Source organism: Microvirga pudoricolor, assembly GCF_016892705.1.
Classification (GTDB): Bacteria; Pseudomonadota; Alphaproteobacteria; order Rhizobiales; family Beijerinckiaceae; genus Microvirga; species Microvirga pudoricolor.
In genome coordinates this window covers 365084-390920 of the sequence record NZ_JAFEMB010000002.1, presented here as the reverse complement: position 1 = coordinate 390920, position 25837 = coordinate 365084, and the positions used below count along the sequence as shown (strand labels likewise).

The 25837-nt window shown below is 66.7% G+C and carries 23 protein-coding genes and 1 pseudogene; 16 read left to right on the top strand and 8 right to left on the bottom strand.

Annotated features, from left to right (window positions below; all coding sequences use genetic code 11):
* Positions 1 to 56: 56 nt before the first annotated feature.
* Positions 57 to 443: a hypothetical protein gene (locus ILT42_RS10775; protein WP_204215596.1), complete on the bottom strand. Its 387-nt coding sequence runs from the start codon at positions 441 to 443 to the stop codon at positions 57 to 59.
* A gap of 201 nt (positions 444 to 644) precedes the next feature.
* Between ILT42_RS10775 and ILT42_RS10770 the strand changes: the two genes are divergently transcribed.
* Together ILT42_RS10770 and ILT42_RS10765 are read left to right on the top strand one after the other, a co-directional pair.
* A complete protein-coding gene (locus ILT42_RS10770) occupies positions 645 to 965 on the top strand; it encodes a 2Fe-2S iron-sulfur cluster-binding protein (protein WP_204215595.1) in 321 nt (106 codons plus the stop codon).
* Positions 966 to 988: 23 nt separating this feature from the next.
* Positions 989 to 1414 (top strand): universal stress protein, encoded by a 426-nt coding sequence (locus ILT42_RS10765; RefSeq protein WP_204215594.1) that lies wholly within the window; start codon positions 989 to 991, stop codon positions 1412 to 1414.
* Between the two features lie 12 nt (positions 1415 to 1426).
* Here the strand turns inward: ILT42_RS10765 and ILT42_RS10760 are convergent, their stop codons facing one another.
* Positions 1427 to 2023, bottom strand: a complete 597-nt coding sequence (locus ILT42_RS10760) for a hypothetical protein (RefSeq protein WP_204215593.1) — start codon at positions 2021 to 2023, stop codon at positions 1427 to 1429.
* Positions 2020 to 3195 carry a vWA domain-containing protein gene (locus ILT42_RS10755; RefSeq protein ID WP_204215592.1) on the bottom strand — a complete coding sequence of 392 codons (1176 nt, stop codon included), beginning with the start codon at positions 3193 to 3195 and terminating at the stop codon, positions 2020 to 2022. Before ILT42_RS10755 ends, ILT42_RS10760 begins: the two co-directional genes overlap by 4 nt.
* Before the next feature lie 116 nt (positions 3196 to 3311).
* Here ILT42_RS10755 and ILT42_RS10750 point away from each other — a divergent pair, with 116 nt between their 5' ends.
* Complete coding sequence (locus ILT42_RS10750; protein ID WP_204215591.1) at positions 3312 to 4580, top strand: MFS transporter; 1269 nt, start codon at positions 3312 to 3314, stop codon at positions 4578 to 4580.
* Here the strand turns inward: ILT42_RS10750 and ILT42_RS10745 are convergent.
* Together ILT42_RS10745 and ILT42_RS10740 are read right to left on the bottom strand one after the other, a co-directional pair.
* A complete protein-coding gene (locus tag ILT42_RS10745) occupies positions 4577 to 6439 on the bottom strand; it encodes a cation:proton antiporter domain-containing protein (RefSeq protein WP_204215590.1) in 1863 nt (620 codons plus the stop codon). The two genes, ILT42_RS10750 and ILT42_RS10745, sit on opposite strands and share 4 nt — an antisense overlap.
* Positions 6440 to 6718: 279 nt before the next feature.
* Positions 6719 to 8005 (bottom strand): cystathionine gamma-synthase family protein, encoded by a 1287-nt coding sequence (locus ILT42_RS10740; protein WP_204215589.1) that lies wholly within the window; start codon positions 8003 to 8005, stop codon positions 6719 to 6721.
* 99 nt (positions 8006 to 8104) lie between these two features.
* On the opposite strand from ILT42_RS10740, the gene ILT42_RS10735 reads away from it, so the two are divergent.
* From ILT42_RS10735 to gltX, 7 genes are all read left to right on the top strand, one after another.
* A complete protein-coding gene (locus ILT42_RS10735; protein WP_204215588.1) occupies positions 8105 to 8953 on the top strand; it encodes an AAA family ATPase in 849 nt (282 codons plus the stop codon).
* Between the two features lie 3 nt (positions 8954 to 8956).
* Positions 8957 to 9481, top strand: coding sequence for a SixA phosphatase family protein (locus ILT42_RS10730; RefSeq protein ID WP_204215587.1), 525 nt, complete (start codon positions 8957 to 8959; stop codon positions 9479 to 9481).
* Positions 9482 to 9563: 82 nt separating this feature from the next.
* A complete protein-coding gene (locus ILT42_RS10725; protein WP_204215586.1) occupies positions 9564 to 10610 on the top strand; it encodes a hypothetical protein in 1047 nt (348 codons plus the stop codon).
* A gap of 68 nt (positions 10611 to 10678) precedes the next feature.
* A complete protein-coding gene (locus ILT42_RS10720; RefSeq protein ID WP_204215585.1) occupies positions 10679 to 12127 on the top strand; it encodes a YcjX family GTP-binding protein in 1449 nt (482 codons plus the stop codon).
* Positions 12124 to 13110 (top strand): YcjF family protein, encoded by a 987-nt coding sequence (locus ILT42_RS10715; protein WP_204215584.1) that lies wholly within the window; start codon positions 12124 to 12126, stop codon positions 13108 to 13110. Before ILT42_RS10720 ends, ILT42_RS10715 begins: the two co-directional genes overlap by 4 nt.
* Before the next feature lie 106 nt (positions 13111 to 13216).
* On the top strand, positions 13217 to 14953 hold the full coding sequence (locus ILT42_RS10710; protein WP_204215583.1) for an NAD+ synthase: 1737 nt from the start codon (positions 13217 to 13219) through the stop codon (positions 14951 to 14953).
* A gap of 50 nt (positions 14954 to 15003) precedes the next feature.
* Positions 15004 to 16344 (top strand): glutamate--tRNA ligase, encoded by a 1341-nt coding sequence (gltX, locus tag ILT42_RS10705; protein ID WP_204215582.1) that lies wholly within the window; start codon positions 15004 to 15006, stop codon positions 16342 to 16344.
* 166 nt (positions 16345 to 16510) lie between these two features.
* Here gltX and ILT42_RS10700 read toward each other — a convergent pair whose 3' ends face one another.
* Positions 16511 to 17647, bottom strand: a complete 1137-nt coding sequence (locus ILT42_RS10700) for a DUF2865 domain-containing protein (RefSeq protein WP_204215581.1) — start codon at positions 17645 to 17647, stop codon at positions 16511 to 16513.
* A gap of 268 nt (positions 17648 to 17915) precedes the next feature.
* Here ILT42_RS10700 and ILT42_RS10695 point away from each other — a divergent pair, with 268 nt between their 5' ends.
* Positions 17916 to 18422 carry a CreA family protein gene (locus tag ILT42_RS10695; protein ID WP_229428596.1) on the top strand — a complete coding sequence of 169 codons (507 nt, stop codon included), beginning with the start codon at positions 17916 to 17918 and terminating at the stop codon, positions 18420 to 18422.
* Between the two features lie 18 nt (positions 18423 to 18440).
* Here ILT42_RS10695 and ILT42_RS10690 read toward each other — a convergent pair whose 3' ends face one another.
* Together ILT42_RS10690 and ILT42_RS10685 are read right to left on the bottom strand one after the other, a co-directional pair.
* Positions 18441 to 19193 carry a hypothetical protein gene (locus ILT42_RS10690; RefSeq protein ID WP_204215580.1) on the bottom strand — a complete coding sequence of 251 codons (753 nt, stop codon included), beginning with the start codon at positions 19191 to 19193 and terminating at the stop codon, positions 18441 to 18443.
* Between the two features lie 28 nt (positions 19194 to 19221).
* Complete coding sequence (locus ILT42_RS10685) at positions 19222 to 19545, bottom strand: hypothetical protein (RefSeq protein ID WP_204215579.1); 324 nt, start codon at positions 19543 to 19545, stop codon at positions 19222 to 19224.
* A 303-nt stretch (positions 19546 to 19848) separates the two neighbouring features.
* Between ILT42_RS10685 and cysS the strand changes: the two genes are divergently transcribed.
* The 5 genes and pseudogenes from cysS to rnk all read left to right on the top strand — a co-directional run bounded on the left by cysS (position 19849) and on the right by rnk (position 25836).
* The gene (gene cysS / locus ILT42_RS10680; RefSeq protein WP_204215578.1) at positions 19849 to 21315 is read left to right on the top strand and encodes a cysteine--tRNA ligase; all 1467 of its coding nucleotides are present in this window, start codon (positions 19849 to 19851) and stop codon (positions 21313 to 21315) included.
* A gap of 130 nt (positions 21316 to 21445) precedes the next feature.
* A complete protein-coding gene (locus tag ILT42_RS10675; protein WP_229428563.1) occupies positions 21446 to 21952 on the top strand; it encodes a GNAT family N-acetyltransferase in 507 nt (168 codons plus the stop codon).
* Complete coding sequence (gene cimA, locus ILT42_RS10670) at positions 21949 to 23547, top strand: citramalate synthase (RefSeq protein WP_204215576.1); 1599 nt, start codon at positions 21949 to 21951, stop codon at positions 23545 to 23547. Before ILT42_RS10675 ends, cimA begins: the two co-directional genes overlap by 4 nt.
* A 10-nt stretch (positions 23548 to 23557) precedes the next feature.
* Positions 23558 to 25087 (top strand): annotated as a pseudogene (ilvA, locus tag ILT42_RS10665) (threonine ammonia-lyase, biosynthetic); the annotation flags it as partial.
* 329 nt (positions 25088 to 25416) lie between these two features.
* Complete coding sequence (gene rnk, locus ILT42_RS10660; RefSeq protein ID WP_204215574.1) at positions 25417 to 25836, top strand: nucleoside diphosphate kinase regulator; 420 nt, start codon at positions 25417 to 25419, stop codon at positions 25834 to 25836.
* The last annotated feature ends 1 nt before the right edge of the window (position 25837 follow it).

Sequence of the window (25837 nt, the reverse complement as noted above, 5' to 3'; positions counted from 1 at the left end):
TGCCTGGTTGTTGAGAAACGAGGCATGCGTTCAAATTCCCGGCAGATTGCCGCCGGCTAGTAGTACCAGGGACCCCAGGGCGCCCAATCGTTCCAGGGTGTGTCTTGAAGCATCGTGGCCTGGATCAGCCGGCGATCCGCCACGCGTTGCTCGGCCGCCAACTGCTGGTAGGTCGCATAGGCGGTCTGATCGCCATAATAGAGACATTTGCAGATCGTCGGGTCGGCATAAAGGTAGGACGGCTGCCCGCCCTGGGTGTTTTGCACGAACTTGTGGGGCGGAAGCCCGGTCAGGCTGGCGATTTTGGCCGGCGTGTCGGCGAGCTTCACCTTGAAGCCCGCGGCCGCCAGCATGTTCTCCTTGTCCTCCACCGCAGTGGTGACACAACCTGCCGTGGCGGCGGCGAGCAGGACGACGACACCGGCAGCAACGATCTTCGACATGAGCCCCTCCGTTTGAACGGCGAAGCTTGGCGTGGCTGATGTCGTAAGGTCAAGTGTTGCCGGCTCATACCACGTTCAGAGTGAGCAGCCCTCGTTTTCCGCCAAGCTTTGGTCTAGATAACCCCCAGCATCATATCGCATCGCCTGCCGCGCGGCCCGCTAGGGAAGGGGGCGCCGGGGACGGGCGATTGGGGATTCAGTATGGTCAAGATCACCTACATCGATTTCCAGGGCACCTCGCGCAGCGTCGACGCCGAGGAGGGCTCGACCGTCATGGAGAATGCCATCCGCAACGGCATCCCGGGCATCGACGCGGAATGCGGCGGGGCCTGCTCCTGCGCCACCTGCCATGTCTATGTGGACGAGGAGTGGGTGGAGGCCGTGGGCGAGCCTCAGCCCATGGAAGAGGACATGCTCGACTTCGCTTTTGACGTGCGGCCCAACTCCCGCTTGTCCTGCCAGATTCGCGTTCGTCCGGAACTCGACGGCCTCGTGGTCCAGACCCCGTCCCGCCAAAGCTGAAACCCCCAAAAAAGGCGATTCCCATGTTCAAGACGATTCTCGTTCCGGTCGATCTCGGTGAGGTCGAGGCCGCAAGGCCCGCCATCGACAAGGCGGTGGAGCTGGCCGAAAGCTCGGGCGGTACGATCCGCCTGATCTACGTGCGCTCGCTCGTGCCCGTCACATACATGGAATTCATGCCGCCCACCTTCGACACGGAGCAGCAGGACGTCTCCGAGGCGAAGCTGGCCGAAATCGCCGCGTCCGTGAAGCTTCCGGCCGAGCGCGTCTCGGCGGTCGTGCGCCTGGGCTCGATCTACAACGAGGTCCTGGACGAGGCGGAAAAGACCGGATCGGATCTCGTCGTCGTGGGCTCCCACCGCCCGACCATGTCCACCTACCTTCTCGGCTCCAATGCCTCGACCATCGTGAGGCACGCCAAGTCTTCGGTGCTCGTCGTCCGCACTTGAACGCCGACGGGGTCAGATCTTCGGCAGCAGCTCGGGCGGCGGCGCGTCCGGGCTGAAACGGCGCGGCTTGTTGAGCCGGACCATGGGTTCCAGCTGCCAGATGCCTACGGCCGCAAGCAATCCGCCCATGAGCGCGACGGATTGCGCGCCGGTCTGCAGCGCTCGCCAGGTCAGCACCGCCATCGCACCGAGGCACAGGACCGCGATGGCGGTCGTCGCGGCCCAGCGCCAAAGCGGTTGACCGGCCACGAACCGCGCCTTGGGGTTGGCCCTGGCGATGGTCTCGAACAAGGCGCTCGTGAAACCCCGATAGGCGGGCCCCAGCTCCTGCGCCTGGACCATGCTGGTCCAATGCAGGGACGAGAAGCTGAAGGTCCGGCCGTTCTTCATGCGGATCTTGGTGCGGAATACCCGCTGGGAGACGCGTCCAGGCTCGTAGACCATCCGCACTTCCTCGACCGCGCCGAGCTGGACGTCGTACTGCTTGCGCCCCGTATCGACGGAGAGCTTGCTTCCCTTCAGGACGAAGGAAATCGGGGAGCCGATGGGCTTCGGGTTCTGGGTGTAGGTGAGAGGCCCCGCGTCCGTGCGCGCGTCGGCGGCGTTCATCGCGTCAGTTCCCGCATGCCGTGGTCGATCCCTTCGAGGGTGAGCGGATACATGCGATCGGAGAAGAGCTGGCGCAGCATCCCGATGGACTGGGTATATCCCCATTGGCCGTGAGGCAACGGATTGAGCCACACGGCCTTGGGGAAATGATCGAGGATGCGCTGCATCCACACCACGCCGGCTTCCTCGTTCCAGTGCTCCACGGAGCCGCCCGGCATGTTGATCTCATAAGGGCTCATGGAGGCGTCGCCCACGAACACGGCCCGGTAATCGGACGGATAGGTGCGGATGATGTCGAGGGTCGGGATCTTCTGGTCGAAACGACGGCGATTCTCCCGCCAAACGCTCTCGTAGACGCAGTTGTGAAAGTAGAAATGCTCGAAATGCTTGAACTCGAGCCGGGCAGCCGAGAACAGCTCCTCGGCGATCTCGATGTGCCAGTCCATGGACCCGCCCACATCGAGAAAGAGCAGCACCTTCACGGCGTTGCGGCGTTCGGGGCGCAGGCGCACGTCCAGATAGCCCTTGCTGGCGGTCTCGTGAATCGTGCCGTCGAGGTCGAGCTCCTCTGCGGCTCCCGTCCGGGCGAAGCGGCGCAGGCGGCGGAGCGCGATGCGCATGTTGCGCACGCCGAGCTCCACGCTATCGTCGAAATCCTTGAACTCACGCTTGTCCCACACCTTCACGGCGCGGAAATTGCGGTTCTTGTCCTGGCCGATCCGGATGCCTTCCGGATTGTAGCCGTAGGCTCCATAAGGAGAAGTGCCACCGGTGCCGATCCACTTGTTGCCGCCCTGGTGGCGCCCCTTCTGTTCCTCGAGGCGCTTCTTGAGGGTGTCCCACAGCCTGTCCCACCCCAGGGTTTCGATCTGGCGCTTCTCCTCGTCGGTGAGATAGCGTTCGGCGACCTTGCGCAGCCACTCTTCGGGGATCTCGGCGCCTTCCACGGCTTGGGCGAGGGTTTCCAGCCCCTTGAACACCTGGCCGAAGACCTGGTCGAACCGGTCGAAATGACGTTCGTCCTTCACGAGGCTGGCCCGGGCCAGATAATAGAACTCGTCGACCCGCTGATCGGCGAGGTCGCCGTCGAGTGCTTCCAGCAGGGTCAGATATTCCCGCAGGGAGACGGGGATCCGGGCCGCCCGCAATTCGGTGAAAAGGTTGAGAAACATCGGGTCAGTGTGGGGATGGCGGCCCGCGCGTCAAGACCGGCACCGGTCTTTGGAACCAAGATGCGGGATCCGCGTCATCGCTCCAGGGCGGTCCTCGTCCTTCGAGGATCCTCGACATGGCAGACATGACTGCCGACCGCACCCGGCGCTCTCTCGACGCCGCTAACTTCTTCCTGGCCGACGTGCGGGACGGGCTCGGGCCCTACCTCGCCATCTATCTGCTTACCGTCCAGCACTGGGACGAGGCGACGATCGGGCTCGTCATGTCGATCGCCGGCATTGCCGGAATTCTGGCCCAGACGCCGGCCGGGGCCCTGATCGACAAAACCCGGCTCAAGCGTCTCGTCATCGTGGTGGCGGCCGCCATGGTGACGGTCGGCTCGCTGGCGCTGCCCTTCATGCCGCATTTCCTGCCCGTGGCGATCACGCAGGGGCTGACCGGCATCGCGGGGTCCATTTTCGCGCCGGCTCTGGCCGCCGTCTCGCTCGGCATCGTGGGGCCAAAAGCCTTCGCGAAGCGGATCGGACGCAACGAGGCCTTCAACCATGCCGGCAACGCCACGGCCGCGACGATCGCGGGCATCACCGCCTATTTCTTCGGCCCGATCGCGGTCTTCTGGCTCATGGCCGCCATGGCGGTCGCCAGCGTCTTCGCCATCCTGTCGATCCCAGCCGATGCCATCGACCACGACATGGCCCGTGGCCTCAAGGGGAAGCGGGGCGAGGACCAGGAGGACGAGAGCGTCTCGGGCATCAAGGTCCTTCTCACCTGCCGTCCTCTCCTGATCTTCGCGGTCTGCGCGGTGATCTTCCATTTCGCCAACGCGGCGATGCTGCCGCTCGTGGGCCAGAAGCTGGCGCTGGCCAACAAGAACCTGGGCACGACCCTCATGTCCGTCTGCATCGTGGCCGCCCAGGTCATCATGGTGCCCGTCGCCATTCTGGTGGGCAAGAAGGCCGATGTCTGGGGACGTCGCCCTATCTTCCTCGTCGCCCTCGGGGTCCTGGCCCTGCGGGGGGCCCTGTATCCGGTCTCCGACAATCCCTACTGGCTCGTGGGCGTTCAGGCGCTGGACGGGATTGGGGCGGGCATCTTCGGGGCTCTGTTTCCGCTCATCATCTCGGACCTGACGCAAGGAACCGGCCGGTTCAACGTCAGCCAGGGGATCGTGGCCACGGCGCAGGGGATCGGCGGAGCGCTCAGCACCACCGTGGCGGGCCTGATCGTGGTGTCGGCGGGCTATAGCGCGGCGTTCTTCACGCTTGCCGGGATCGCCGCCGTGGGCCTCGTCATCTTCTTCACCCTCATGCCCGAGACCAAGACGACCGACGACATGCCGGACCGCACGCCGTCCGGTCCGATGCCGGTCGGCGCGAGCGCCTAGGACGCGGAGGCCGTCAGGCTCGGCGGCTGTTCGGGATCCCGCGGCGCTTCCACGGCCGGAGCCCTTTTGCCCACGGTTCGCCGGGCCCGGAACTCACCGGGCTTCTTCTCCCGCGTTTCATCCTTGGGCTTGAGCACGGCCCGGAACTCGTCACGCCGCTCGTGGATGGAGGCGATGACCATGCCCATGGGCACGCCGATATCCACCAGCACCGCCTCGCTGAGCTGGAGCGAAGCCTCGATGGTCTCCGGGACCGCGTCGTCGACCCCGAGCTCGTAGAGCTGGGCCGCATGGGCCGCGTCGCGGGCGCGGGCCACGATCTTGATGTCCGGGCGCTCCTGGCGGGCCGCCGCCACCACGGCCTCGATGGCGCCGCGCGTGTCCAGGGTGACGACGAGGGCCAGCGCCTGATCGATACCGCAGGCGCGCAGGAACTCCGGGTACGAGCCGTCGCCGTAATAAACCGGCTTGCCCTGGCGGCGCTCGCGGCTGACCCGGACGGGATCCAGGTCGACGGCCAGGTGCGGGATTTTGTGGCGATCGAGCATGTCGCCGACCATCTGGCCCACGCGTCCATAGCCCGCGATGATGACGCGGCCCACCTCGTCGGCGGGTGGTGGGACCGCCGCGATCTCGTCCGGCAGGCGCCGCTGCTCGAAACGGTGCGCCAGGCGCCGCCCCAGTCGCGCGAAGGCCGGGATCAGGACCATGGTGAGCGACGTGACGAGGAGCAGGTTCAGGCCCAGGTCCCCCGGCATCAGACCGGCCGCCATGGCGCCGCCGATGATCACGAGGGCGAACTCGCCCCCCGGCCCCAGGAGCAGGGCGGTTTCCGTGGACACGGCGCGGCCGAGCCCGAAGGCGCGGCCGAGACCCATGATGATGACGCCCTTCACGGCAATCACCAGGAACGCCGCGACGAGGATCAGGACCGGCGCGTGCAACAGGCGGGCGAGGTCGAGGCTCATGCCTACGGACACGAAGAAGACGCCCAGCAGCAGGCCCTTGAAGGGCTGGATCGTGGCGTCGATCGCCCGGCGATACTCCGTCTCGGAGAGCAGGAGGCCCGCGATGAAGGCGCCGAGCGCCATGGACAGCCCGCTCACCGCCGCGATCAGGCTGGTGACCAGCACCACGAGCAGGCAGGCCGCCATGAAGAATTCCGGGCTCTTCGTGGCCGAGACGAGCTGGAAGAAGGGCCGCAGCACGATCCGTCCGAGTCCGACGATCACCACCAGGGCCACCACCGCCTGCAGCATCGCGATGGCGAAGGACGCCACGGTGAATTCGGGACGGCTCGTGTCGAAGGCCGCGATGGCGAACAGAATCGGCGCGACCGCGAGATCCTGGAACAGCAGGGCCGAGAAGCTCACCCGGCCGGATGGCGTGTTGAGGCGTTTGTGCTCCGCCAGCACCGGCACCACGATGGCCGTGGAGGAGAGCGCGAAGGCAAGCCCGATCAGGGCCGCGCCCGTGATGGTGCCCACCAGCGGATAGGCCAGGATCCCGAGCGCTGCCGCGCACAGGACCACCTGGAGCGAGCCGAACCCGAAGACCAGGCGCCGCAGGGTTCGCAGGCGCTGCCAGGAGAGCTCGATCCCGATGGTGAAGAGAAGGAACACCACTCCGAGCTCCGCGATGCGCGACGTTCGGTCAGGGTTCGTCAGCGTCACCCAGTCGAGCCAGGGATGGGCCGGCACCAGCCGGCCGAGTCCATAGGGCCCGAGCAGCGCGCCCGCCGCCAGGAAGCCGATCACCGGGCTGATGCGCAGACGCAGGAAGAGAGGCACGACAACGCCCGCCGTCGCCAGGAACAGGATCGGCTCCTGATAGGAATACAGGTCGACGGAGGCTGCCATGGATGATGTCCGATTCAGCCCATTGTGATTCTAAATCGCCAGGGAGGGCAACCCGGTAAAACCCCTCTCCCAGGCGGGAGAGGGGCAGGGGTGAGGGAATGCCGTTTCAGAATAGGGCGCCGAGCCTCGACCTCTTTCCCTCCGCCTTGTGGGGAGGGCTAGGGTGGGGGTGTGAGCGCCACATCGAACCAGCGTAGTGCCGAACCGCACCGGCGCAGGCGTGCCCGACGAGACAACGCATTCCCTCACCCCTAACCCTCTCCCATTCGGGAGAGGGAGTTATCCCAGCGTTTCCAGCGCCTGCGCCAGATCCGCCACGAGGTCGTCCGGGTGCTCGATGCCGATGGAGACGCGGATCGTCGCATCGCTCACGCCGAGGCGATCGCGGGTTTCCTTCGGGACGCCGGAATGCGTGGTCGAGGCCGGATGGCAGGTGAGCGACTCGGTGCCCCCTAAGCTCACCGCGAGCTTGAAGACCTGGAGTGCGTTCAGCACCTTGAAGGCCTCTGCCTCTCCGCCCTTCACGTCGAACGAGAAGGTGGAGCCCGGCGCGTCGCACTGGTTCTCATAAACCTTGCGAACCGCCGACCCTTCCGGAAGGTAAGCGAGGTGATGGACGCGAGCCACCTGTGGGTGCTCGCTCAGGAACCTGGCCACGATCTCGCCATTCTGGTTCGCGGCACGCATGCGGAGTGCGAGGGTCTCCAGCGAACGGCCGAGCATCCAGCAGGAATGCGGATCAAGCTGTGTGCCGATGGCCGAGCGCAGGAGGCGGATCGTCTTGATATGGGCGGCGGAGCCGAGCGCCGCCCCCGCGATCAGGTCCGAGTGCCCGCCCACGTATTTCGTCAGCGAATAGACCGAGATGTCCGCCCCATGCCGGAGGGGCTTCTGGTAGAGCGGCCCAAGCAGGGTGTTGTCGCACACGATGATCGGACGGTGGCCCTGCTGCTGTTCGATCTCGTCGGCGACCCGCTTCATCAGGTCGATGTCCACCAGCGTGTTCATGGGGTTCGAGGGCGATTCCGTCATGATGACGGACACGCGGCCCTTAGCCACGGCTTCCTTAGCGGCAGCACGCACACCTGCCTCGTCGCAGCCGTCGGCGAAGCCCGTGGCGCCGATGTTCATGTTGGCGAGGGTCTTGGCGATCAAGGTCTCGGTGCCGCCGTAGAGGGGCTGAGAGTGCAGGATCACGTCGCCGGGGCGGGCGAAGGCCAGGATCGTGGTGGCGATGGCGGACATGCCCGACGAAAACAGCAGGCCGGCCTCCGCCTCCTCGAACACCGCGAGGCGATCCTCGACGATTTCCGAGTTCGGGTGATTGAAGCGCGAATAGACGAGACCGGCGGCCTCGCCCTGGGGCGGCTCCCGACGCCCGGCCACGTAATCGAAGAATTCCTTGCCGTGCTCGGCCGAGGTGAACACGAACGTCGAGGTCAGGAAGACCGGGGGCTTCACGGCGCCTTCCGACAGGGTCGGATCGTAACCGTAGCCCAGCATCAGGGTTTCCGGGTTCAGCTTCCGGTTGCCGATCTTGTCCTTGTGATATTGGTTGGGCGCCATAATCGTCGTCCTCTCGTTCGTGTTTCAGCTGACTCCGCAGCTGTTGCCGGATGCTGGTGATAGTGCATAGGCTGACCGGAACAACAAGGATAGGACAGAATGGCTCGCTTCACAGGCACCGATTCATATGTGGCCACCGAGGACCTGACCGTGGCCGTGAACGCGGCCATCGTGCTGGAACGGCCCCTGCTCGTGAAGGGCGAGCCCGGCACGGGCAAGACGGTGCTGGCGGAGGAGATCGCACGGGCGCTGGGGGCGCCGCTCCTCACCTGGCACATCAAATCGACCACGCGGGCCCAGCAGGGGCTTTATGAATATGACGCGGTCTCACGCCTTCGTGACAGCCAACTCGGTGACCCGCGCGTGTCGGAGATCCGCCACTACATCAAGCGCGGCAAGGTCTGGGACGCCTTCGCGTCCGATGTTCGGCCCGTCCTTCTCATCGACGAGATCGACAAGGCCGATATCGAGTTCCCGAACGACCTGCTCCTCGAGCTCGACCGCATGGAGTTCCACGTCTACGAGACCGGCGAGACAGTCCGCGCGGGGCAGAGGCCCATCGTCATCATCACGTCCAACAACGAGAAGGAGCTGCCCGACGCGTTCCTGCGCCGGTGCTTTTTTCACTACATCCGGTTTCCCGACGCCGAGACCATGGCCCGGATCGTGGAGGTTCACTACCCCGGCATCAAGCGGCGTCTCATCGAGGAAGCGATGCGGGTCTTCTTCGAGCTCAGGGAGGTTCCGGGCCTGAAGAAAAAGCCGTCCACGTCGGAACTGCTGGATTGGCTGAAGCTTCTGCTCTCGGAAGATATTGGGCCCGAGCAGCTGCGCGAGCGCGACTCGCGCAAGCTCATCCCGCCGCTCCATGGGGCGCTCCTCAAAAACGAGCAGGACGTGAGCCTGTTCGAGAAACTCGCATTCCTGTCGCGCCGGGAGGGGCGTTGAACCATGCCGCGTCTTCTCGTTCTGCGCCATGCCAAGGCCGCCAACCCCTCGGGCGTCATGGATATCGACCGGCCGCTGGCCCCGCGCGGCCGGGAGGCGGCCGCCCTCATGGGCAAGTATATCCACGAGGAAGGTCTCGCGCCGGACCTGGTGCTGGTGTCGCCCTCCCACCGGACGCGGGAAACCTGGCATCTCGCCCAGCCGCCCCTCGGTGACGTTACGGTACGCTTCGAGCCCGCCATTTACGCGGCGCCCGCGCTGCTGTTGCTGACGGTGCTCCAGGAAATCACCACGCCCGCCAAGACCGTGCTGCTCGTCGGCCACAATCCCGGCTGCGAGGAGCTGGTGCAGGCCCTCGCAGGCTCCGGCGATGGGGATGGGTTGCAGCGGCTGCGGACCAAATTCCCCACCGCAGCGCTCGCGGTGATCGATTTCGACGGAGAAAGCTGGGCCGACCTGCGGGCCGGGGAGGGCCGTCTGGAACGCTTCGTGACGCCGGCGCAGCTCGATGGCGGCTCGGACGATTGAGGCCCTGCGTTCGACAATCTGTTCCCGCAGCCTATCTTGTTCGACTCGCCCCTGACCCAACGACACGGGACCGTTCCGTTTCATGCTGTCTCACACCCTCATGGCGATCGTCATTGCCGGAAACGCCACCGTATCCGGCCTGACGTCCTATGCCCCCGAACGGCATCGCGCGGCTCATGAGGCCACGGAGGCCTCCGAGCCGGCGCGCTACGAGAGCAATGCCCGCGAGGTCACGAACTGGCGCAGCGAAACGGCCGACACGTTGAGCCCCAAGCCCGTCGCGATCCTGGCGGCGGCGTTCGGTGTCGGGCGGCCCGTGGTGACGCGCTGCGTCAAGCTGAACAATTACTGGTGCATCAAGAGCGCCAAGTGGAACGGCGAGATCGGCACCGATGCGGAAGGCCATGTGGGCTTCGCGTCGGCGGGGCACGGCGCGGATGCGGCGGCGGTCCTGCTCCGGCGCTACTATCTCGATTTCAACCGCAAATCCGCCCTCGACATCGTGCGCCGCTGGGCGCCCGCGGAGTGCAACCTGTTCAACGGGATCGGGGGGCTGACCCTTGCGGTGAAAGGCATCGGCGGCACGGTCCGGGCCAAATATCTCGCGGCCAACCGGGTGAGCATCACGGCCGGACCGGCCAAGAAGGGGGGCTCCTCGGGCCGTGTTTCGCTGGTGATCCCCATCGGACCCCAGAAGACGCCCCAGTTCCGCGTGCCGGACATCGCGGCGGGCATGGGCGAGAAGCCGAGGCCCGCCCCGAAACAGGAGCCGGCCCGAAAGCCCGCCCCCAGGGCCACGGCCTCGACGGCACCCGCCAAGACACCCGCACCCGCCAAGACGGCAGCGGCCGCCGCGCCTGCGGCCTGCGCGCCGGATGAGGCGCGGCTGCAGAACTACGCGGCCCGCATGGTCGAAACCCTCGGGATCGGCCCGAAGGACGACCTGAAGCTCTTCGAGGCCGACGGGACCCCCGGCCCCAACTTGGCGCCGATCATGCTCGCGATGTCCGGCTTCGAACTCGGCCTCCTGCGTCCCGACCCGGCTCTCATCGAAGAGGCGGTCCAGCGCGCCGCCGCCAAGGCCCACGCGGCGCGGGGCCAGGACGGCGAGGGCACGAAGACCCGCTAGGCCGGGTTGCAGCCCCCGGCTCCAGACCCCACCTTCGAGCTTGGCTTGAGAATGACAGGTTCCCGTTCGTGTCCTTGATTACCGACCTCGCGTCCCGCGCCGGCTCCGCCGCGCAATCCGTCTGGGAAGCCTCCGGCCAACTCATCCAGCCGTCCCTGCGCCTGGGCGTCACGGGCCTCGCCCGGTCGGGCAAGACCGTGTTCACCACGGCCCTGATCCATCACCTCACCCGGGGCACGACGCTGCCGGCCTTTCGCGCCTCCTCGGAGGGACGGATCCGCCGCGCGCACCTCGCCCACCAGCCCGACGACGCCATCCCGCGATTTCCCTACGAAGAACACCTGGAATCCCTGACGGGGCAGCGGCTCTGGCCACAATCCACCAACCGGATCAGCGAGTTGCGGGTCGATATCGAGTACGAGCGCAAGGCGGGCTGGCGCACGGGCCCGGCTTCGCTCGCCCTCGACATCGTGGACTATCCCGGAGAGTGGCTGCTCGACTTGGCGCTCCTCGATGCCGGTTATGCCGGATGGTCGCGCCAAACCGTCGAGGCGAGCAACCGTCCCGACCGCCGCGCCATCGCGGCGGCGTGGCGCGAGAGCCTGGCGGGCCTCGATCCCACCGGTCCGGCGGACGAGCTTCTGGCTGGACGGGCTTCGGACGCCTTCAAGGCCTACCTGGTCGCGCTTCGGGCCGGTCCGGAAGCGGTGGCGACCACGCCTCCGGGGCGGTTCCTCATGCCCGGCGACCTTGCCGGATCGCCCGCGCTCACCTTCGCACCCCTCGACCTGAAGCCGGGCCAACCTATCGCGCCCGGCAGCTTCGCGGCCCTGATGGAGCGGCGCTTCGAGGCCTACAAGACCCATGTGGTGAAGCCGTTCTTCCGGGAGCACTTCCAGCGCATCGACCGGCAGATCGTCCTGGTGGACGTGCTCGCCGCCATCGATGCGGGCCCCCTGGCCCTGGCCGAACTGGAGGAATCCCTCGACCAGGTGCTCATGGCGTTCCGCACGGGCCGCAACACGCTCCTGTCCCGCCTATTCTCGCCCCGGGCCGACCGGGTGCTGTTCGCCGCCACCAAGGCCGATCACATCCACCACACGGACCACGACCGCCTCGACGCTATCCTGCGCCTTCTCGTGAACAGGGCGAGCCGCCGCACGGAGGCCGCAGGCGCGCGGGTCGGCACCGTGGCTCTCGCCTCAGTGCGGGCCACCCGGGAGACCACCGTGCGCGAAGGCCGCGAGACCCTGAGGGCCGTCGCGGGCGTGCCGGAGGCCGGAGAGCGCATCGGCGACGAGATCTTCGACGGCCAAACGGAGGCCGCAATCTTTCCGGGCGAACTGCCCGAGCACGCCGAAGCCGTGTTCCAGGGCGCCATCGAGCCCGGTTCCCTGCGCTTCCCGCGCTTTCGTCCGCCCGTCGTTCCGGTGGATGCGGCGGGCCGCCTCGGGCGCCTGCCGCATATCCGCTTCGACCGCGCGCTTGAATTTCTCCTGGGGGACCGCCTCGCATGACCCGCCAGCCCCGCGCCTACCGCCTCGACGATCCTGAGGTCGCCAGCGGCTCCGTCGTCGTCACGGACGAGCCCTTCGATGCCATCGAGGCGGCCGATGGCGCCATCGTGCCCATGGGCGAGCGCCGCCGAGCGCCCTGGGTGGCCGTTCTGATCTCGGCCCTGTCGGGCCTTCTGCTGCTGGGTCTCGGCCTCGCCATCGAGAATCTGGTGACGGACCTCTACGCCATCGCACCGTGGCTCGGCTGGGTCGCGCTGGGGCTGACGGTGCTGGCCGCGCTCGCCTTCCTGGCGATCATCGGCCGGGAGGTTTCGGGCATCTGGCGCGAGCAGAAGATCGAGCGCCTGCGCGAATCCGCCATCGACGCCCTGGCTGTGAAGGATCACCAGGCTGCCAAGGGCATCATTTCCGACCTCACGGGCCTCTACGGCGCCCGCTCGACCTCCGCGCAGAGCCTCGCGCGCCTCAAGGCGATCGACGGCGAGATCATCGACGCGGAGGACCGCCTGGCCATCGCCGAGCGCGAATTGCTGGCGCCCCTCGACGCCCAGGCCAAGCGTGCCATCGCGGGGGCGGCCAAGCAGGTCTCCCTGGTAACGGCGGTGAGCCCCCGGGCCATCGTGGACGTGGCCTTCGTGGTCTTCGCCGCGGTCCGGCTTCTGAGGACGCTGGCGCGGATCTACGGCGGGCGCCCCGGCCTGTTCGGCTTCCTGCGCCTTGCCAAGGCGGCCTTCAACCACCTCGCCGTCACGGGCGGCATGGCGGTGGGCGACAGCCTCATGCAGCAGGTGCTCGGCCTAGGCCTCGCCGCCCGTATCTCCGCCAAGCTGGGCGAGGGGGTGCTCAACGGTCTCATGACGGCCCGCTTCGGCCTCGCGGCGCTGGCGGTCTGCCGCCCGCTTCCCTTCATCAAGGAGGAGATGCCCAAGATCGGCGACGTTGCAGGCGAGTTGGTGAGCCGGGCCGAACAGGCGGGTTCCTGACGGGCTGAACCTTCACGGCGGAACATGAGCGCCGTTTGATGCCTTTCCTGGGGAGGCCGCGAAGCCTTCAGTTGCTGCCTTCCATCGACCGCACTAGATCCGGCCCATGACCCAGAACACGCTCAAGATCGCCCTCGCGCAGCTCAACCCCATCGTGGGGGACGTTTCCGGCAACGAAGCCAAGGCCCGGGAGGCGCGCGCGGAAGCCGCCCGTCTCGGCGCCGACCTCGTCATGTTCACGGAACTCTACCTGGCCGGCTATCCGGCCGAGGACCTGGTGCTCAAACCGTCCTTCCAGGATGCCTGCCGGGCCGCCCTCGAGCGGCTGGCGCGGGAGACCGGCGACGGCGGCCCCGCGATCCTCATCGGCCTGCCCTGGAAGGAAGGCGACCATCTCCACAACGCCTACGCGCTCCTGGACGAAGGCCGGATCGCCGCCATCCGCTTCAAGGTGGACCTGCCCAATTACGGCGTGTTCGATGAGAAGCGCGTGTTCTCGCCCGGCCCGCTGCCGGGGCCGGTGAGCTTTCGCGGCATCCGGCTGGGGCTGCCGATCTGCGAAGACATCTGGAGCGAGGACGTGGTGGAGTGCCTCGCCGAGACCGGGTCCGAGATCCTGCTCGTTCCCAACGGCTCGCCCTATTGGCGCGGCAAGACGGAGGAGCGCTTCAACATCGCGGCGCTTCGCGTCACCGAGAGCCGCTTGCCTCTCGTCTATCTCAACGAAGTGAGCGGCCAGGACGAGCTCATCTTCGACGGCGCGTCCTTCATTCTCAACGCGGATTCGTCCCTGGTCTGCCAGTTCCCGGCCTTCCGGGAGAAGATCGCGCTCACGGTCTGGGAGCGGGGCTCGGATGGCTGGGCCTGCATCGAGGCTCCCATCGAGGCCGTGGAGGAGGGCGACGAGGCGGATTACGCGGCCTGCGTGTTCGGCCTGCGCGACTACGTGGACAAGAACCGCTTCCCGGGCGTGGTGCTGGGTCTCTCCGGCGGCATCGATTCGGCGATCTGCGCCGCCATGGCGGTGGACGCGCTGGGGCCCGACCGGGTCCATGCCATCATGATGCCCTACCGCTATACCTCGGAGGAATCCCTCAAGGACGCCTTCGAATGCGCCAAGGCGCTCGGCATCCGCTACGAAATCCTGCCCATCGCCGACGCGGTGGAGGGTTTCGAGAGGATCCTGCAGCCGCTGTTCGAGGGCCGCACGCGGGATATCACGGAAGAGAACCTGCAAAGCCGCGCGCGGGGCACCATCCTGATGTCGGTGTCGAACAAGTTCGGCTCCATGGTGGTGACCACGGGCAACAAGTCGGAGATGTCGGTGGGTTACGCCACCCTCTACGGCGACATGAACGGCGGCTTCAACCCGATCAAGGACCTCTACAAGCTCGAGGTCTACCAGCTCTCGGCCCTGCGCAACAGCTGGAAGCCCGTGGGCTCGAAGGGGCCGGACGGGATCGTGATCCCGGAGAACATCATCCACAAGGCGCCGACGGCCGAACTCCGCGAGGGCCAGAAGGACCAGGATTCGCTGCCGCCCTACGAGGTCTTGGACGAGGTGCTGGAATGCCTCGTGGAGAAGGAGATGCGCGTGGCCGAGATCGTGGCCATGGGTCACGACCTGGAGACGGTCAAGAAGGTCGAGCGGCTGCTCTATCTCGCCGAGTACAAGCGCCGCCAATCCGCGCCCGGCGTGAAGGTCACCAAGAAGAACTTCGGCCGGGACCGCCGCTATCCCATCGTCAACCGGTTCCGCGACCAGGGCGGGGTGGCGTTCGCACCGGATGAGGCGCTCGCGCGCGCCATCGGCAAGCCGCAACAGGCGAGCGCGGACGTCTAGGCCGGCGGCGCGCCATTGCGCGCCCGGCCGCCCTTTGCCATAGAGGCCGCATGTCAAAGCCCATCGTCCGCTTCGCCCCGTCCCCCACCGGGCGCATCCATATCGGCAATGCCCGCACGGCCCTGCTGAACGCCCTGTTCGCCCGCCGGGAGGGCGGCGTGTTCGTGCTGCGCTTCGACGACACGGACCTGGAGCGCTCGAAGCGGGAATACGCCGATGCCATCGAGACGGATCTCGCCTGGCTCGGCATTCCGCCGAACATCGTGGTGCGCCAGTCAGAGCGGTTCGCGCTCTATGACGACGCGGCCGAGCGTCTTCGCATGGCCGGGCGGCTTTATGCCTGCTACGAGACCGCCGAGGAGCTGGAGTTCCGCCGCAAGCGCCTGCTCGCCCGAGGCCTGCCGCCGATCTACGACCGCGCCGGGCTGAAGCTCACCGACGACGATCGGGTGAAGTTGGAGGCGGAGGGCCGACGTCCCCATTGGCGCTTCAAGCTCGACCACGAGACCGTAACCTGGCAGGACCTCGTGCGGGGCGAGTGCCACGTGGATTGCGCGTCCCTGTCGGATCCGGTCCTGGTGCGCGAGGACGGCACCTACCTCTACACCCTGCCGTCCATCGTGGACGACATCGACCTGAAGATCACCCACGTGATCCGGGGCGAGGACCACGTCACCAATACGGCGGTCCAGATCCAGATTTTCGAGGCCCTGGGCGGCAACCCGCCCGTCTTCGGGCACCACAACCTGCTCACGACCTTGAGTGGCGAGGGGCTTTCCAAGCGGCTCGGCCACCTGTCGCTCGCGGGCCTGCGCGAGGCCGGGCTCGAACCTCAGGCGGCGTCGTCCCTGGCGGTGCTCGTCGGTACGGCGGAATCCGTGCGGCCCGTCGCCAGCCTGGACGATCTGGCCCGGCTGATCGATTTCGCCCATATCTCGCGAGCGCCCGCCAAGTTCGACGAGCACGAGCTGGACCAGCTCAATGCCAAGCTCGTCCACGAGATGCCCTATGAGGCTGTGAAAGATCGCTTGGAGACCCTGGACGCGGATGGGGGCGAGGCGTTCTGGCTCGCCGTACGCACGAACCTGACCAAAGTGAGCGAGGCCGCGCCTTGGTGGAATGTGGTGCGCGGTCCCGTGAACCCGGTCATCGAGGATCGCGCCTTCGTGGACGCGGCGGCTGAACTCCTTCCGCCAGCGCCTTGGGATGCGACCACCTGGAAAACCTGGACGGAGGCCGTGAAGGCGCGAACGGGCCAGAAGGGCAAGGCTCTGTTCATGCCTCTGCGGCTGGCCCTGACGGGACTCGACCACGGTCCCGAGTTGGCGGCGTTGCTGCCATTGATCGGTCCTGAGCGGGCTTCCGCCCGGCTGGCGGGGCGGGCGGCTTAAGCCCTAGCCGCAAAAGCGTCAAACGCCCTCATCTTGAGGGCCCGCGCAGCGGGTGTCTCGAAGGATGCCTCCAGCCAGCACTGGAAACACTCCGCTGGAGCCCTCCTTCGAGACGCCGCTCAAGCGGCTCCTCAGGATGAGGTTGGGAGAGCCAGCGCCCCTCGCTCTACTGAGCGTTCGGCACCGGGATCACGTCCGGAGCCACCACGCGAACGGTCTTCTTGGCGTTGCCGCCAGCCGTGACCTCGCGCTTCTGGCCCTCGGCCTGGCCGACGATCTTCGTGCTCTCGATCGATTGCGGGCCGATGCCGGAGGATTCCCGGCTGGCCGTGGGGGCGGCATCGGCGGCGGCGGCGGTCTCCGCCTCGGCGGCTTCGGCGGCAGCAGCCTTCTTGTCGTTGACCTTCTTGGCCTGGGCGGCCGGAGCCTTGGGCCGCGACAGCTCCTCGGCCTTCTCGGCCGTTACGAGGATATCGCCCTTCTTCTGCTCCAGCATGCTCTCCGCCTTGCGCAGGATGACGGCCCAGCTCTCGTTTTCCTTCTTGCAGGCGCAGCTTTCGTCGAAATTCTTCCGATACTTGAAGGCGTTGGCCAACGACGTATAGGGCTGACCCGACAGGGAGACCGCGTAGTCGAGGGCGTCGCCGCCGCCGGACGAGGTCGCGAAGGCGCGGGTCTCGGCGCCGGGGCAGAGGGACTGGCACATCTCGTCGGCATTCTCCCGGCCGCCTGGGGCGTTGGCCAGGGGGAAGAACGAGCCGTCGCAGGTCTTCACGCAGACGAGACGGCGTCCGCCGAGCGCCCGCTCCTGGGGTTGTTCGATGATGTCTTCCGTGGGCAGCTGCTCGGGCGGCAACGGCTGGGTTCGAGGGCCGCCGAAGAGCGTTTCGAAGAAGCCGCGGGGCTCGGCGCTGCAGGTCTGCTGCACGGCAGCCTGGAGCTGGCGGCGGCGCATTTCCACGGCGCCCATGTCGGCCTGGGCGGCAAGGCGCGCGTAATTGGCTTCCATCTGCCGCAGCTGAGCTCCGATCGGACCGCATTCCGCCGGCGCCGGGCCGCTGAAGATCGCGAAGGGACCGCGCTCGCAGCCGATGGAGCGATAATAGTTGCTCAGGCGGGCGAGTTCGGCGCGCTGGTTCTGGGCCTGGGCGGCCGCCGCTCCGCCACCGCCGCCGGAACGCTCCAGCGAGGCGAGCTCGGCGCGGTAGCGCTGGCACTCGGGCGACTGCGCCACGGCGACGCCGCCGGCCAGGAAGAAGGCCGCGGCGGCGAAGAGGGATCGCGAAAAGATTGTCTGGGCCATGGGGATGTCGTGTCGAACCAAGGGTTTGCGGCCTTCTTTCCCGGAGAGATGGTCATTTCAGGCCGTGAAGGTGTCCCTAATGTGATGAACCCTCCCATCCCATTACGGCACGATGTCTCTCTCGCGTTTACCCTCATACGGCCGGACGGGCAAATCCCTTCGAGCCCGCGATGACGCCGCACCCTTCGATTTCGGAAGGACTCGCCAAAATCCGGGTGCCTACCCACATAGAAGCTTGAGCTGAGGAGGCACCGCCAGAATGGCACGGATGTGGACACGAATCGGGTTGGCTGTAGCGATGGCCGTGGGGCTCGCCGGAGCTGCGGCGGCCCAGGAGCCGGACGTTATCTTCAAGAAGTCCACGGTCTGGCGGGCGCTGACCCCCAACGACAAGCTGGCCACGTACGGCCTCGACGACCCGGCCATCGAGGGCGTCGCCTGTCATTACACGACCCCGGAGCGGGGCGGCGTGAAGGGGACCCTCGGCTTGGCCGAGGAAGTGTCGGACATTTCCCTGTCATGCCGTCAAATCGGTCCCATCCGGTTCAAGGAGAAGTTCGGCCAGGGCGACGAGGCGTTCAGCGAGCGCCGCTCGCTCATTTTCAAGCGGATGCACATCGTCCGAGGCTGCGACGTCAAGCGCAACACGCTGGTGTATATGGTCTATTCCGACCGGCCCATCGAAGGCTCGCCCAAGAACTCCACGTCCAGCGTCCCGCTCATGCCCTGGGGCACGGAGCAGCCGCCCAAATGCGGCGATTGGCTGAAGGGCTGAGCGCCCGCGACCCGGCGCTCAGGTAAGGGCAACGTTCTCGATCACCCGCGAGTCCAGGACGAGATCGTCTGTGGCGGACATGAGCCAAAGGTGATCGGCCTGGAATTGCAGGATCGGCCGGTCCCACCAGCGGCGGACCAGCCCATCGAGCCAGCGCGCCTCGGAGGCCGTGAGGTCATCGGTCAGGTTGTAAAGGCCGACGACGTACAGGTCGGTTTCTCGGCGGCTGAGGATCCGCTGGAGCTGCTGGACGGTGTTCCGGCCGTCCCGGCGTTCCGGATAGGCCTTGAGATACAGGCGGCCGAGATTGACGTTCCCGGAAAACAGGCCTCGCAACTCCACATGGACCGGTCCGAGCGCCCTCAGGGCGTCCCGGACTCCTGTCTCCAGCGAGGCCGGCTCATCCCCGACCGCCAGGGATCCGGCCACGGTCGCGTGGAGCTTGTCCTGGCGCAGGCGTACCGCGTCCCAGGCGATCTTAGGGTTCAGCGGACCGTTCTTGAGCTCGCCTTCGAGTTCCCGGTAGGCCTCCGAGCGAAGCAGAGCCTCGGCCGGAACGGGCAGAACCAGGGAGACGACATTGTCGTGCCGGCCCATCCGGTAAGACGTGCCGGGGCGGGACGCGATGACCTTCGGATGATCCGGCGCCACGAGGGGGAGGTGGGCGAGGCGGTAGGCCTCGTCGAGGGTCAGGCCCTCCCCATCCACGAAGGGGGTCCGGCTTCGGTCGTAACCGAGCTCGTCGTCCCGGCAGAAATCAGGGGGCTGCACGGCTCGGATTCCTGTGTCGAGCGAGGGTTCAGTTGGAGCAGGTGATCTCGATCGGCGCATGCTTGGGCGCCAGGGCGGCCTTCTGGATCGAGCCGGTGGCCTCCGCGCCGTCCGTCTGGCGGAACGAGACCGCCCGGGCGTATCCTTGCGCCTCGCACCAGGTATTGGCCACCACATGGCCGCAATCCGAGCCGGAGGTCAGACATTCGGCGACCCCGTAGCCGTCATGGGCCGGAACCAGGAAGGTGGCCTGGGTGGCGGAGGCCTCGCTCGCGTTCGGAAGGAGCGCCATCGTTGCTGCCGCGGCGGACAGGGAGGCACAGAGACCGAAAACGGCAAGTGCGCGACGCATGGGAAGAGACCTCTTGGGATACTGGTACGCGTTTGCCACAAATGTGGCAGACGCCGATGAACAAAGCTCTAACGCGGAGGAAGCCAGGCCGTTGCACTGCACTCTTCGAAAAAATGCAAGGCCTTGCCGCCTGAAACCTTGACGAAAACGGGGCGAGGCGGCATTGATTTTCCCATGACCACGGCAACGATCCGCATTTCCGGGATTATTTGCAGCTAGCGCACCGCTGGCTGGAGCCGTCTCGTTCTCATCACACGGATCGAAACCACCCTCCGGCCTGCGGCCTCAAGGGATTTTGGTTTCATGGCGCCTCGTCTCAGGCTCTACAACACGCTGACCCGGTCGAAGGACGAGTTCGTCCCGATCGACGCCGGAGCCGTGCGCCTCTACGTGTGCGGGCCGACCGTCTATGACTTCGCTCATATCGGCAACGCCCGCCCGATTATCGTCTTCGATCTCCTGTTCCGCTTGTTGAGGCATGTGTACGGCGAGGCTGCCGTGACGTATGTGCGCAATATCACGGATGTGGACGACAAGATTAACGCCCGCGCGGCCCGTACCTACCCGGACATGCCCCATAACGACGCCATACGGCTCGTGACCCAGGCGACGGAGGAGCAGTTCCACGCGGATATCCGGGCCCTGGGCGTGCTCATGCCCGAGGACGTGAACGAGCCGGGCCAGCCGCCCCGGTTCGTGGAGCCCCGCGCCACCGAGCACATCGCCGAGATGCGCATGATCATCGAGCGGCTGATCGAGCGCGGCGTGGCCTATGTGGCCGAGGTGCACGTGCTGTTCAGCGTGGAGGCCATGGGCCGTCTCTCCGGCGTGCCGCGTTACGGGGCCTTCTCCAAGCGGTCCCTCGACGAGCTCCTGTCGGGAGCGCGCGTGGACGTTGCGCCCTACAAGCGCGACGCCATGGATTTCGTGCTCTGGAAGCCGTCGGGCCCAGGGGACCCAGCCTGGCCCTCGCCCGCCGGAATCGCGACTCCCGGACGGCCTGGTTGGCACATCGAGTGCTCGGCCATGTCCTGGAAGCACCTGATCCAGGCTTTCGAGACGCGCCTGACGTGCAACGATCCCGTGGAGCGCGAGATCTTCGACATCCATGGCGGCGGCATCGATCTCGTCTTCCCGCACCACGAGAACGAGATCGCCCAGAGCTGCTGCGCTTTTGACGCGCCCCGCATGGCCAATGTGTGGATGCATAACGGCTTCCTGCAGGTGGAAGGCGAGAAGATGTCGAAGTCCCTCGGCAACTTCTTCACGATCAACGAACTGCTGGCCGATTGGCCGGGCGAGGTGCTGCGCCTCAACATGCTGCGCACCCACTACCGCCAGCCCATCGACTGGACCGTGAAGGGGTTGGAGGAGAGCGAGAAGACACTGGACCGCTGGTACGGCCTGGGCGCGGAAGGACGATCCGGCTTCACGGATCCGGTGATCGAGGCTCTGTCCGACGATCTCAACACGCCGAAGATGCTCGCGGAACTCTATGCCCTCGACAACCAGGGCTCGCATGGCGAACTCGCCGCGAACCTGCGCGCCCTCGGCTTCCTGTCCGAGAGCGCCGAGGCTTGGACGGCCCGCCGCCGGAGCAGCCTTCAGGTCGAGCCGGAAAAGGTCGAAGCTCTCATCGTCGCCCGCAAGGATGCCCGCGCGTCCAAGAACTGGGCCGAATCCGATCGCATCCGCGACGAGCTCGCGGGCCTCGGCGTCGTGGTGAAGGACAACAAGGATGGCACGACGACGTGGGAGGTGGCGCGGTGACGTGTTCGACATCTCTCGTCGTCATGGCCGGGCTTGACCCGGCCACCCACGGGTCCACGTCGCAAGACGTGGGTGCCCGGCTCAAGGCCGGCCATGACGAGCGGCAAACTACCGGAAAGGCGCATTGCTGATGGGACAATCCATGCCGAAGCCCGGCCTTCGCCCGTTCCTACCGGAGGATTCCGGGACGCTGGCGGACATCTACCAGGCCAGCGTGATGGAGCTGACCGAGGAGGATTACAGCGAGGCGCAGCGGGAGGCCTGGGTGGAGATGGCCGATGACGACAGCTTTCCGCGCCGCCTCGCCGAGAACCTGACCCTTCTCGCTACCCTGGAGGGCTCGCCGGTCGGGTTCATCTCGCTCAAGGACAACGAGCATGTCGACCTGCTCTACGTCCACCCGGCGGCGGCCGGGCAGGGGGCCGGAGCCATGCTCTACGACGCGATCGAGAAGCTCGCCCGCGCCCGGGGCGCCAAGCGCCTGAGCGTGGACGCCAGCGATACGGCGCGGCCGTTCTTCGAGAAGCGCGGTTTCGTGCCCCAGCGCCGCAACACGGTCTCCCTCGGCGACGAATGGCTCGCGAACACCACCATGGAAAAGCGCTTCGAGGAAGCGGCCGACAGGACCCTGTCATGACGAGCCCGGAGCGCGTCTATCTCTTCGACACGACCCTGCGCGACGGCGCGCAGACGACGGGCATCGATTTCTCCCTCGAGGACAAGCGCGCCATCGCAGGCCTTCTGGACGATCTCGGGGTCGATTACGTGGAGGGCGGCTATCCCGGCGCGAACCCGATGGATACCGAATTCTTCAAGGAGAAGCGCACCCGCAACGCCCGTTTCACGGCCTTCGGCATGACGAAGCGGGCAGGGCGATCGGTGTCCAACGATCCCGGCATCGCGGCCCTGTTGGACGCCGAGGCGGATGCGATCTGCTTCGTGGCCAAGGCGTGGGATTATCACGTTCACGTCGCGCTGGAGATCGGCCTCGACGAGAACATCCAGGGCATCCGCGAGAGCGTCGAGGCCGCCCGCGCGAGGGGGCGCGAGGTCGCCGTCGATTGCGAGCATTTCTTCGACGGCTACAAGGCGAACCCGGACTATGCCTTGGCCTGCGCCCGCGCGGCCCATGAGGCCGGCGCGCGCTGGGTCGTGCTCTGCGACACCAATGGCGGCACGCTGCCCCACGAGGTCGCGGCCATCGTCGGCGAGGTCGCGCGGCATGTGCCGGGCGACCACCTCAGCATCCACGCCCATGACGATTGCGGTTGCGCCGTCGCCAACTCGTTGGCGGCCGTGGAAGCGGGGGCGCGCCAGATCCAGGGCACGCTGAATGGCCTCGGCGAGCGCTGCGGCAACGCTAACCTCGTGACGCTCATCGGCGCCCTCAAACTGAAGGACGGCTACGCGGCTCGCTTCCAGACCGGCGTGTCCGACGAGGCGTTGGGCCAGCTCACTCACGTGTCGCGGCAGGTGGACGAGATCCTCAACCGCCAGCCCAACCGCCATGCGCCGTTCGTGGGTGCGAGCGCCTTCGCCACCAAGGCCGGCATCCATGCCTCCGCCGTGCTGAAGGATCCGCGAACCTACGAGCATGTGGAGCCCGACACCGTCGGCAATGCCCGAAAGGTGCTGGTGTCGGACCAGGGCGGGCGCTCGAACGTGCTGTCGGAGCTCAAGCGTCTCGGTTTCGAGCTGCGCAAGGACGATCCGCGCATCGGGCGCCTGCTCGAAGAGGTGAAGCGCAAGGAATCCGAGGGCTTCGCATTCGAAGGCGCCGACGCCTCGTTCTACGTGCTCGTGAAGCGCATGCTCGGCGAGGTTCCTGCCTTCTTCGAGATCGAACGCTTCTCCGTGAACGTGGAGCGCCGCTTCAATGCGGCGGGCGAACTCGTCACGGCCTCGGAAGCCATCGTGAAGGTCAAGGTGGGCGACGAGATCCTGATCTCCGCCGCGGAGGGCAACGGGCCCGTCAACGCCCTCGACCTCGCTCTGCGCAAGGACCTCGGCCAGTACCAGGACCTGATCCAGGACTTGGTGCTCATCGACTACAAGGTGCGCATCTACCAAGGCGGATCGGACGCGGTGACGCGGGTCCTCATAGAGTTCGCCGACAAGTCCGGCGAGCGCTGGACCACCATCGGGGTCTCCGCCAACATCATCGACGCGTCGTTCCAGGCCCTGACCGACTCGATGACCTACAAGCTCCTGAAGAGCGGCGCGGTGCTCTAGCGCTCCCGCCCGACGAGGTTCCCGCGTGATCGATTACGTTCGCAAGATCCTGGATGCCCGCGTCTACGACGTGGCGGTGCAGACGCCCCTCGATCCCATGGCGCGGCTGAGCGGGCGTCTCGGCCGCCCGGTCTTCGTCAAGCGCGAGGACCTGCAGCCCGTCTTCTCGTTCAAGATCCGCGGCGCCTACAACCGCATCGCCCGCCTGTCCGAGGAGGCGCGCGCCAGGGGCGTCATCTGCGCCTCGGCCGGCAACCATGCGCAGGGCGTGGCCCTCTCGTCCAAACGCCTCGGCATCGAGGCCACCATCGTGATGCCGGTCACCACGCCGCCGATCAAGATCGAGGCGGTGCGGTACTGGGGCGGCAACGTGGTTTTGCATGGCGACACCTTCGACGTGGCCTACGAACATGCCCGCGAGCTCGAACGCGAACGGGGCCTCACCTTCGTGCACCCTTACGATGATCCCGACGTGATCGCCGGACAGGGCACGATCGGCATGGAGATGTTGCAGCAGCATCCCGACCCCATCGAGGCCGTGTTCGTGCCGGTCGGCGGCGGCGGGCTCGCGGCCGGGGTGGCTTCCTACGTGAAATTCCTGCGGCCCGAGACCAAGGTCATCGGTGTCGAACCGGTGGATGCCGCCTCCATGAAGGCCGCCATGGCGGCGGGCGAACGGGTTATCCTTGATCGCGTAGGCCTGTTCGCGGACGGCGTCGCCGTGCGTCAGGCCGGCGAGGAAACCTTTGCGCTTTGCCGCACTCTGCTGGACGAGGTTCTGACGGCGGATACGGACGAAATGTGCGCCGCCGTGAAGGACATCTTCGAGGACATGCGCGTCATCGCCGAGCCAGCGGGTGCTCTCGCGCTGGCGGGCCTGAAAGCCTACGCGGCGCGCAGCCCGGAGCGGACAGGCGCCCTGATCGCTGTCAACAGCGGCGCGAACATGAATTTCGACCGCCTGCGCCACGTGGCGGAGCGGGCCGAGATCGGCGAGGCGCGGGAGATTCTCCTCGGCGTGACGATCCCGGAACAGCCCGGCAGCTACCGCCGGTTCATCCAGATGCTCGGCAACAGGGCGATCACGGAGTTCAACTACCGCTACGCCGAGAATACGGATGCGCACGTGTTCGTCGGCATGAAACTCAACGATGCCCACCGGGAAAAGCCGGAGGTCATCGAAACGCTGACCGGGCTCGGCTACGAGGTTCTCGACATCAGCGCCAACGAGACCGCGAAGCTGCACGTGCGCTACATGGTCGGCGGCCGGGCGCCGGCCCTGAAGGACGAGGTGATCCTGCGCTGCGAGTTCCCGGAGCGGCCCGGCGCGCTTATGAAATTCCTCGACGGCGTCGGTTCCCTGTGGAACATCACTCTGTTCCATTACCGCAATCACGGCGCCGATTACGGCCGCGTGCTCGTCGGCCTTCAGGTGCCGAAAAGTGACCGTGCGCGTTTCGCCGAACGCATGGATGATCTGGGCTATCCTTACGAGGAGGAGACCGACAATCCGGCCTATCGTATGTTTCTGAGCGCCTGAACGTGTCGCGGCTTCGGTCTGCCAGCACGACAAGCTGACGCCGTTCCCGCCACGCCATTTCATGAAAGAATCCCTGTCTTAGGTCCGTCGCCTGGGGGTGGTCGTGGCCGTTGACAGCGATGTCCACCCGTGGCCAGATGGCGGCATGTCGAAGCTTTTCACAACCAAGCGCCTGTCCCGAGCGGGACACTGGATCGCGGGCCTGTAGGCCCCAGCTCGGCACATCGCGTCCCGGGCTCGGGGCCGCTCCACATCTCCGCCGATACGTCTTGCCGCCCGGCGATCCAGAGCGATCGCGGCGTCTTCCATCTTCCATGCGGGTGAGAGTCATGAGCCTGTCGAAGCACGACACGAAACTACCCAAGATCACCGTCACCGAAACCGAACGAAGCAAGCTGATGCGCCTCGCGCAGGCGGCCGAGACCAGGATGCCCGAGGTCGCGGACGCCCTCCTGTCCGAACTCGAGCGCGCGAAGGTGCAGTCCGCCGGCAAGATCGGGCCAGGGGTCGTCCGCATGCACTCCCGCGTCGCTTTCGTCTACGACGACGGCGCCAAGCGAACGGCGACCCTGGTCTATCCGGAGGAAGCGAACATTGCCGAGGGCAGGATTTCGGTCCTGACGCCGATCGGGGCCGCCCTCATCGGTCTGAGCCAAGGGCAATCGATCCCATGGGTCGGTCCCGACGGCAGGGAGCACCGGCTGACGGTTCTTCACGTGGACCCGCCGGAGGACGTCCCGCCGGGCTGAG

Excerpts from the sequence above, each read along its gene's own strand:
- ILT42_RS10775 (WP_204215596.1), bottom strand. The coding sequence starts at position 443 with ATGTCGAAGATCGTTGCTGCCGGTGTCGTCGTCCTGCTCGCCGCCGCC.
- ILT42_RS10770 (WP_204215595.1), top strand. The coding sequence starts at position 645 with ATGGTCAAGATCACCTACATCGATTTCCAGGGCACCTCGCGCAGCGTC.
- ILT42_RS10765 (WP_204215594.1), top strand. The coding sequence starts at position 989 with ATGTTCAAGACGATTCTCGTTCCGGTCGATCTCGGTGAGGTCGAGGCC.
- ILT42_RS10760 (WP_204215593.1), bottom strand. The coding sequence starts at position 2,023 with ATGAACGCCGCCGACGCGCGCACGGACGCGGGGCCTCTCACCTACACC.
- ILT42_RS10755 (WP_204215592.1), bottom strand. The coding sequence starts at position 3,195 with ATGTTTCTCAACCTTTTCACCGAATTGCGGGCGGCCCGGATCCCCGTC.
- ILT42_RS10750 (WP_204215591.1), top strand. The coding sequence starts at position 3,312 with ATGGCAGACATGACTGCCGACCGCACCCGGCGCTCTCTCGACGCCGCT.
- ILT42_RS10745 (WP_204215590.1), bottom strand. The coding sequence starts at position 6,439 with ATGGCAGCCTCCGTCGACCTGTATTCCTATCAGGAGCCGATCCTGTTC.
- ILT42_RS10740 (WP_204215589.1), bottom strand. The coding sequence starts at position 8,005 with ATGGCGCCCAACCAATATCACAAGGACAAGATCGGCAACCGGAAGCTG.
- ILT42_RS10735 (WP_204215588.1), top strand. The coding sequence starts at position 8,105 with ATGGCTCGCTTCACAGGCACCGATTCATATGTGGCCACCGAGGACCTG.
- ILT42_RS10730 (WP_204215587.1), top strand. The coding sequence starts at position 8,957 with ATGCCGCGTCTTCTCGTTCTGCGCCATGCCAAGGCCGCCAACCCCTCG.
- ILT42_RS10725 (WP_204215586.1), top strand. The coding sequence starts at position 9,564 with ATGCTGTCTCACACCCTCATGGCGATCGTCATTGCCGGAAACGCCACC.
- ILT42_RS10715 (WP_204215584.1), top strand. The coding sequence starts at position 12,124 with ATGACCCGCCAGCCCCGCGCCTACCGCCTCGACGATCCTGAGGTCGCC.
- ILT42_RS10710 (WP_204215583.1), top strand. The coding sequence starts at position 13,217 with ATGACCCAGAACACGCTCAAGATCGCCCTCGCGCAGCTCAACCCCATC.
- gltX (WP_204215582.1), top strand. The coding sequence starts at position 15,004 with ATGTCAAAGCCCATCGTCCGCTTCGCCCCGTCCCCCACCGGGCGCATC.
- ILT42_RS10700 (WP_204215581.1), bottom strand. The coding sequence starts at position 17,647 with ATGGCCCAGACAATCTTTTCGCGATCCCTCTTCGCCGCCGCGGCCTTC.
- ILT42_RS10695 (WP_229428596.1), top strand. The coding sequence starts at position 17,916 with ATGTGGACACGAATCGGGTTGGCTGTAGCGATGGCCGTGGGGCTCGCC.
- ILT42_RS10685 (WP_204215579.1), bottom strand. The coding sequence starts at position 19,545 with ATGCGTCGCGCACTTGCCGTTTTCGGTCTCTGTGCCTCCCTGTCCGCC.
- cysS (WP_204215578.1), top strand. The coding sequence starts at position 19,849 with ATGGCGCCTCGTCTCAGGCTCTACAACACGCTGACCCGGTCGAAGGAC.
- ILT42_RS10675 (WP_229428563.1), top strand. The coding sequence starts at position 21,446 with ATGGGACAATCCATGCCGAAGCCCGGCCTTCGCCCGTTCCTACCGGAG.
- cimA (WP_204215576.1), top strand. The coding sequence starts at position 21,949 with ATGACGAGCCCGGAGCGCGTCTATCTCTTCGACACGACCCTGCGCGAC.
- rnk (WP_204215574.1), top strand. The coding sequence starts at position 25,417 with ATGAGCCTGTCGAAGCACGACACGAAACTACCCAAGATCACCGTCACC.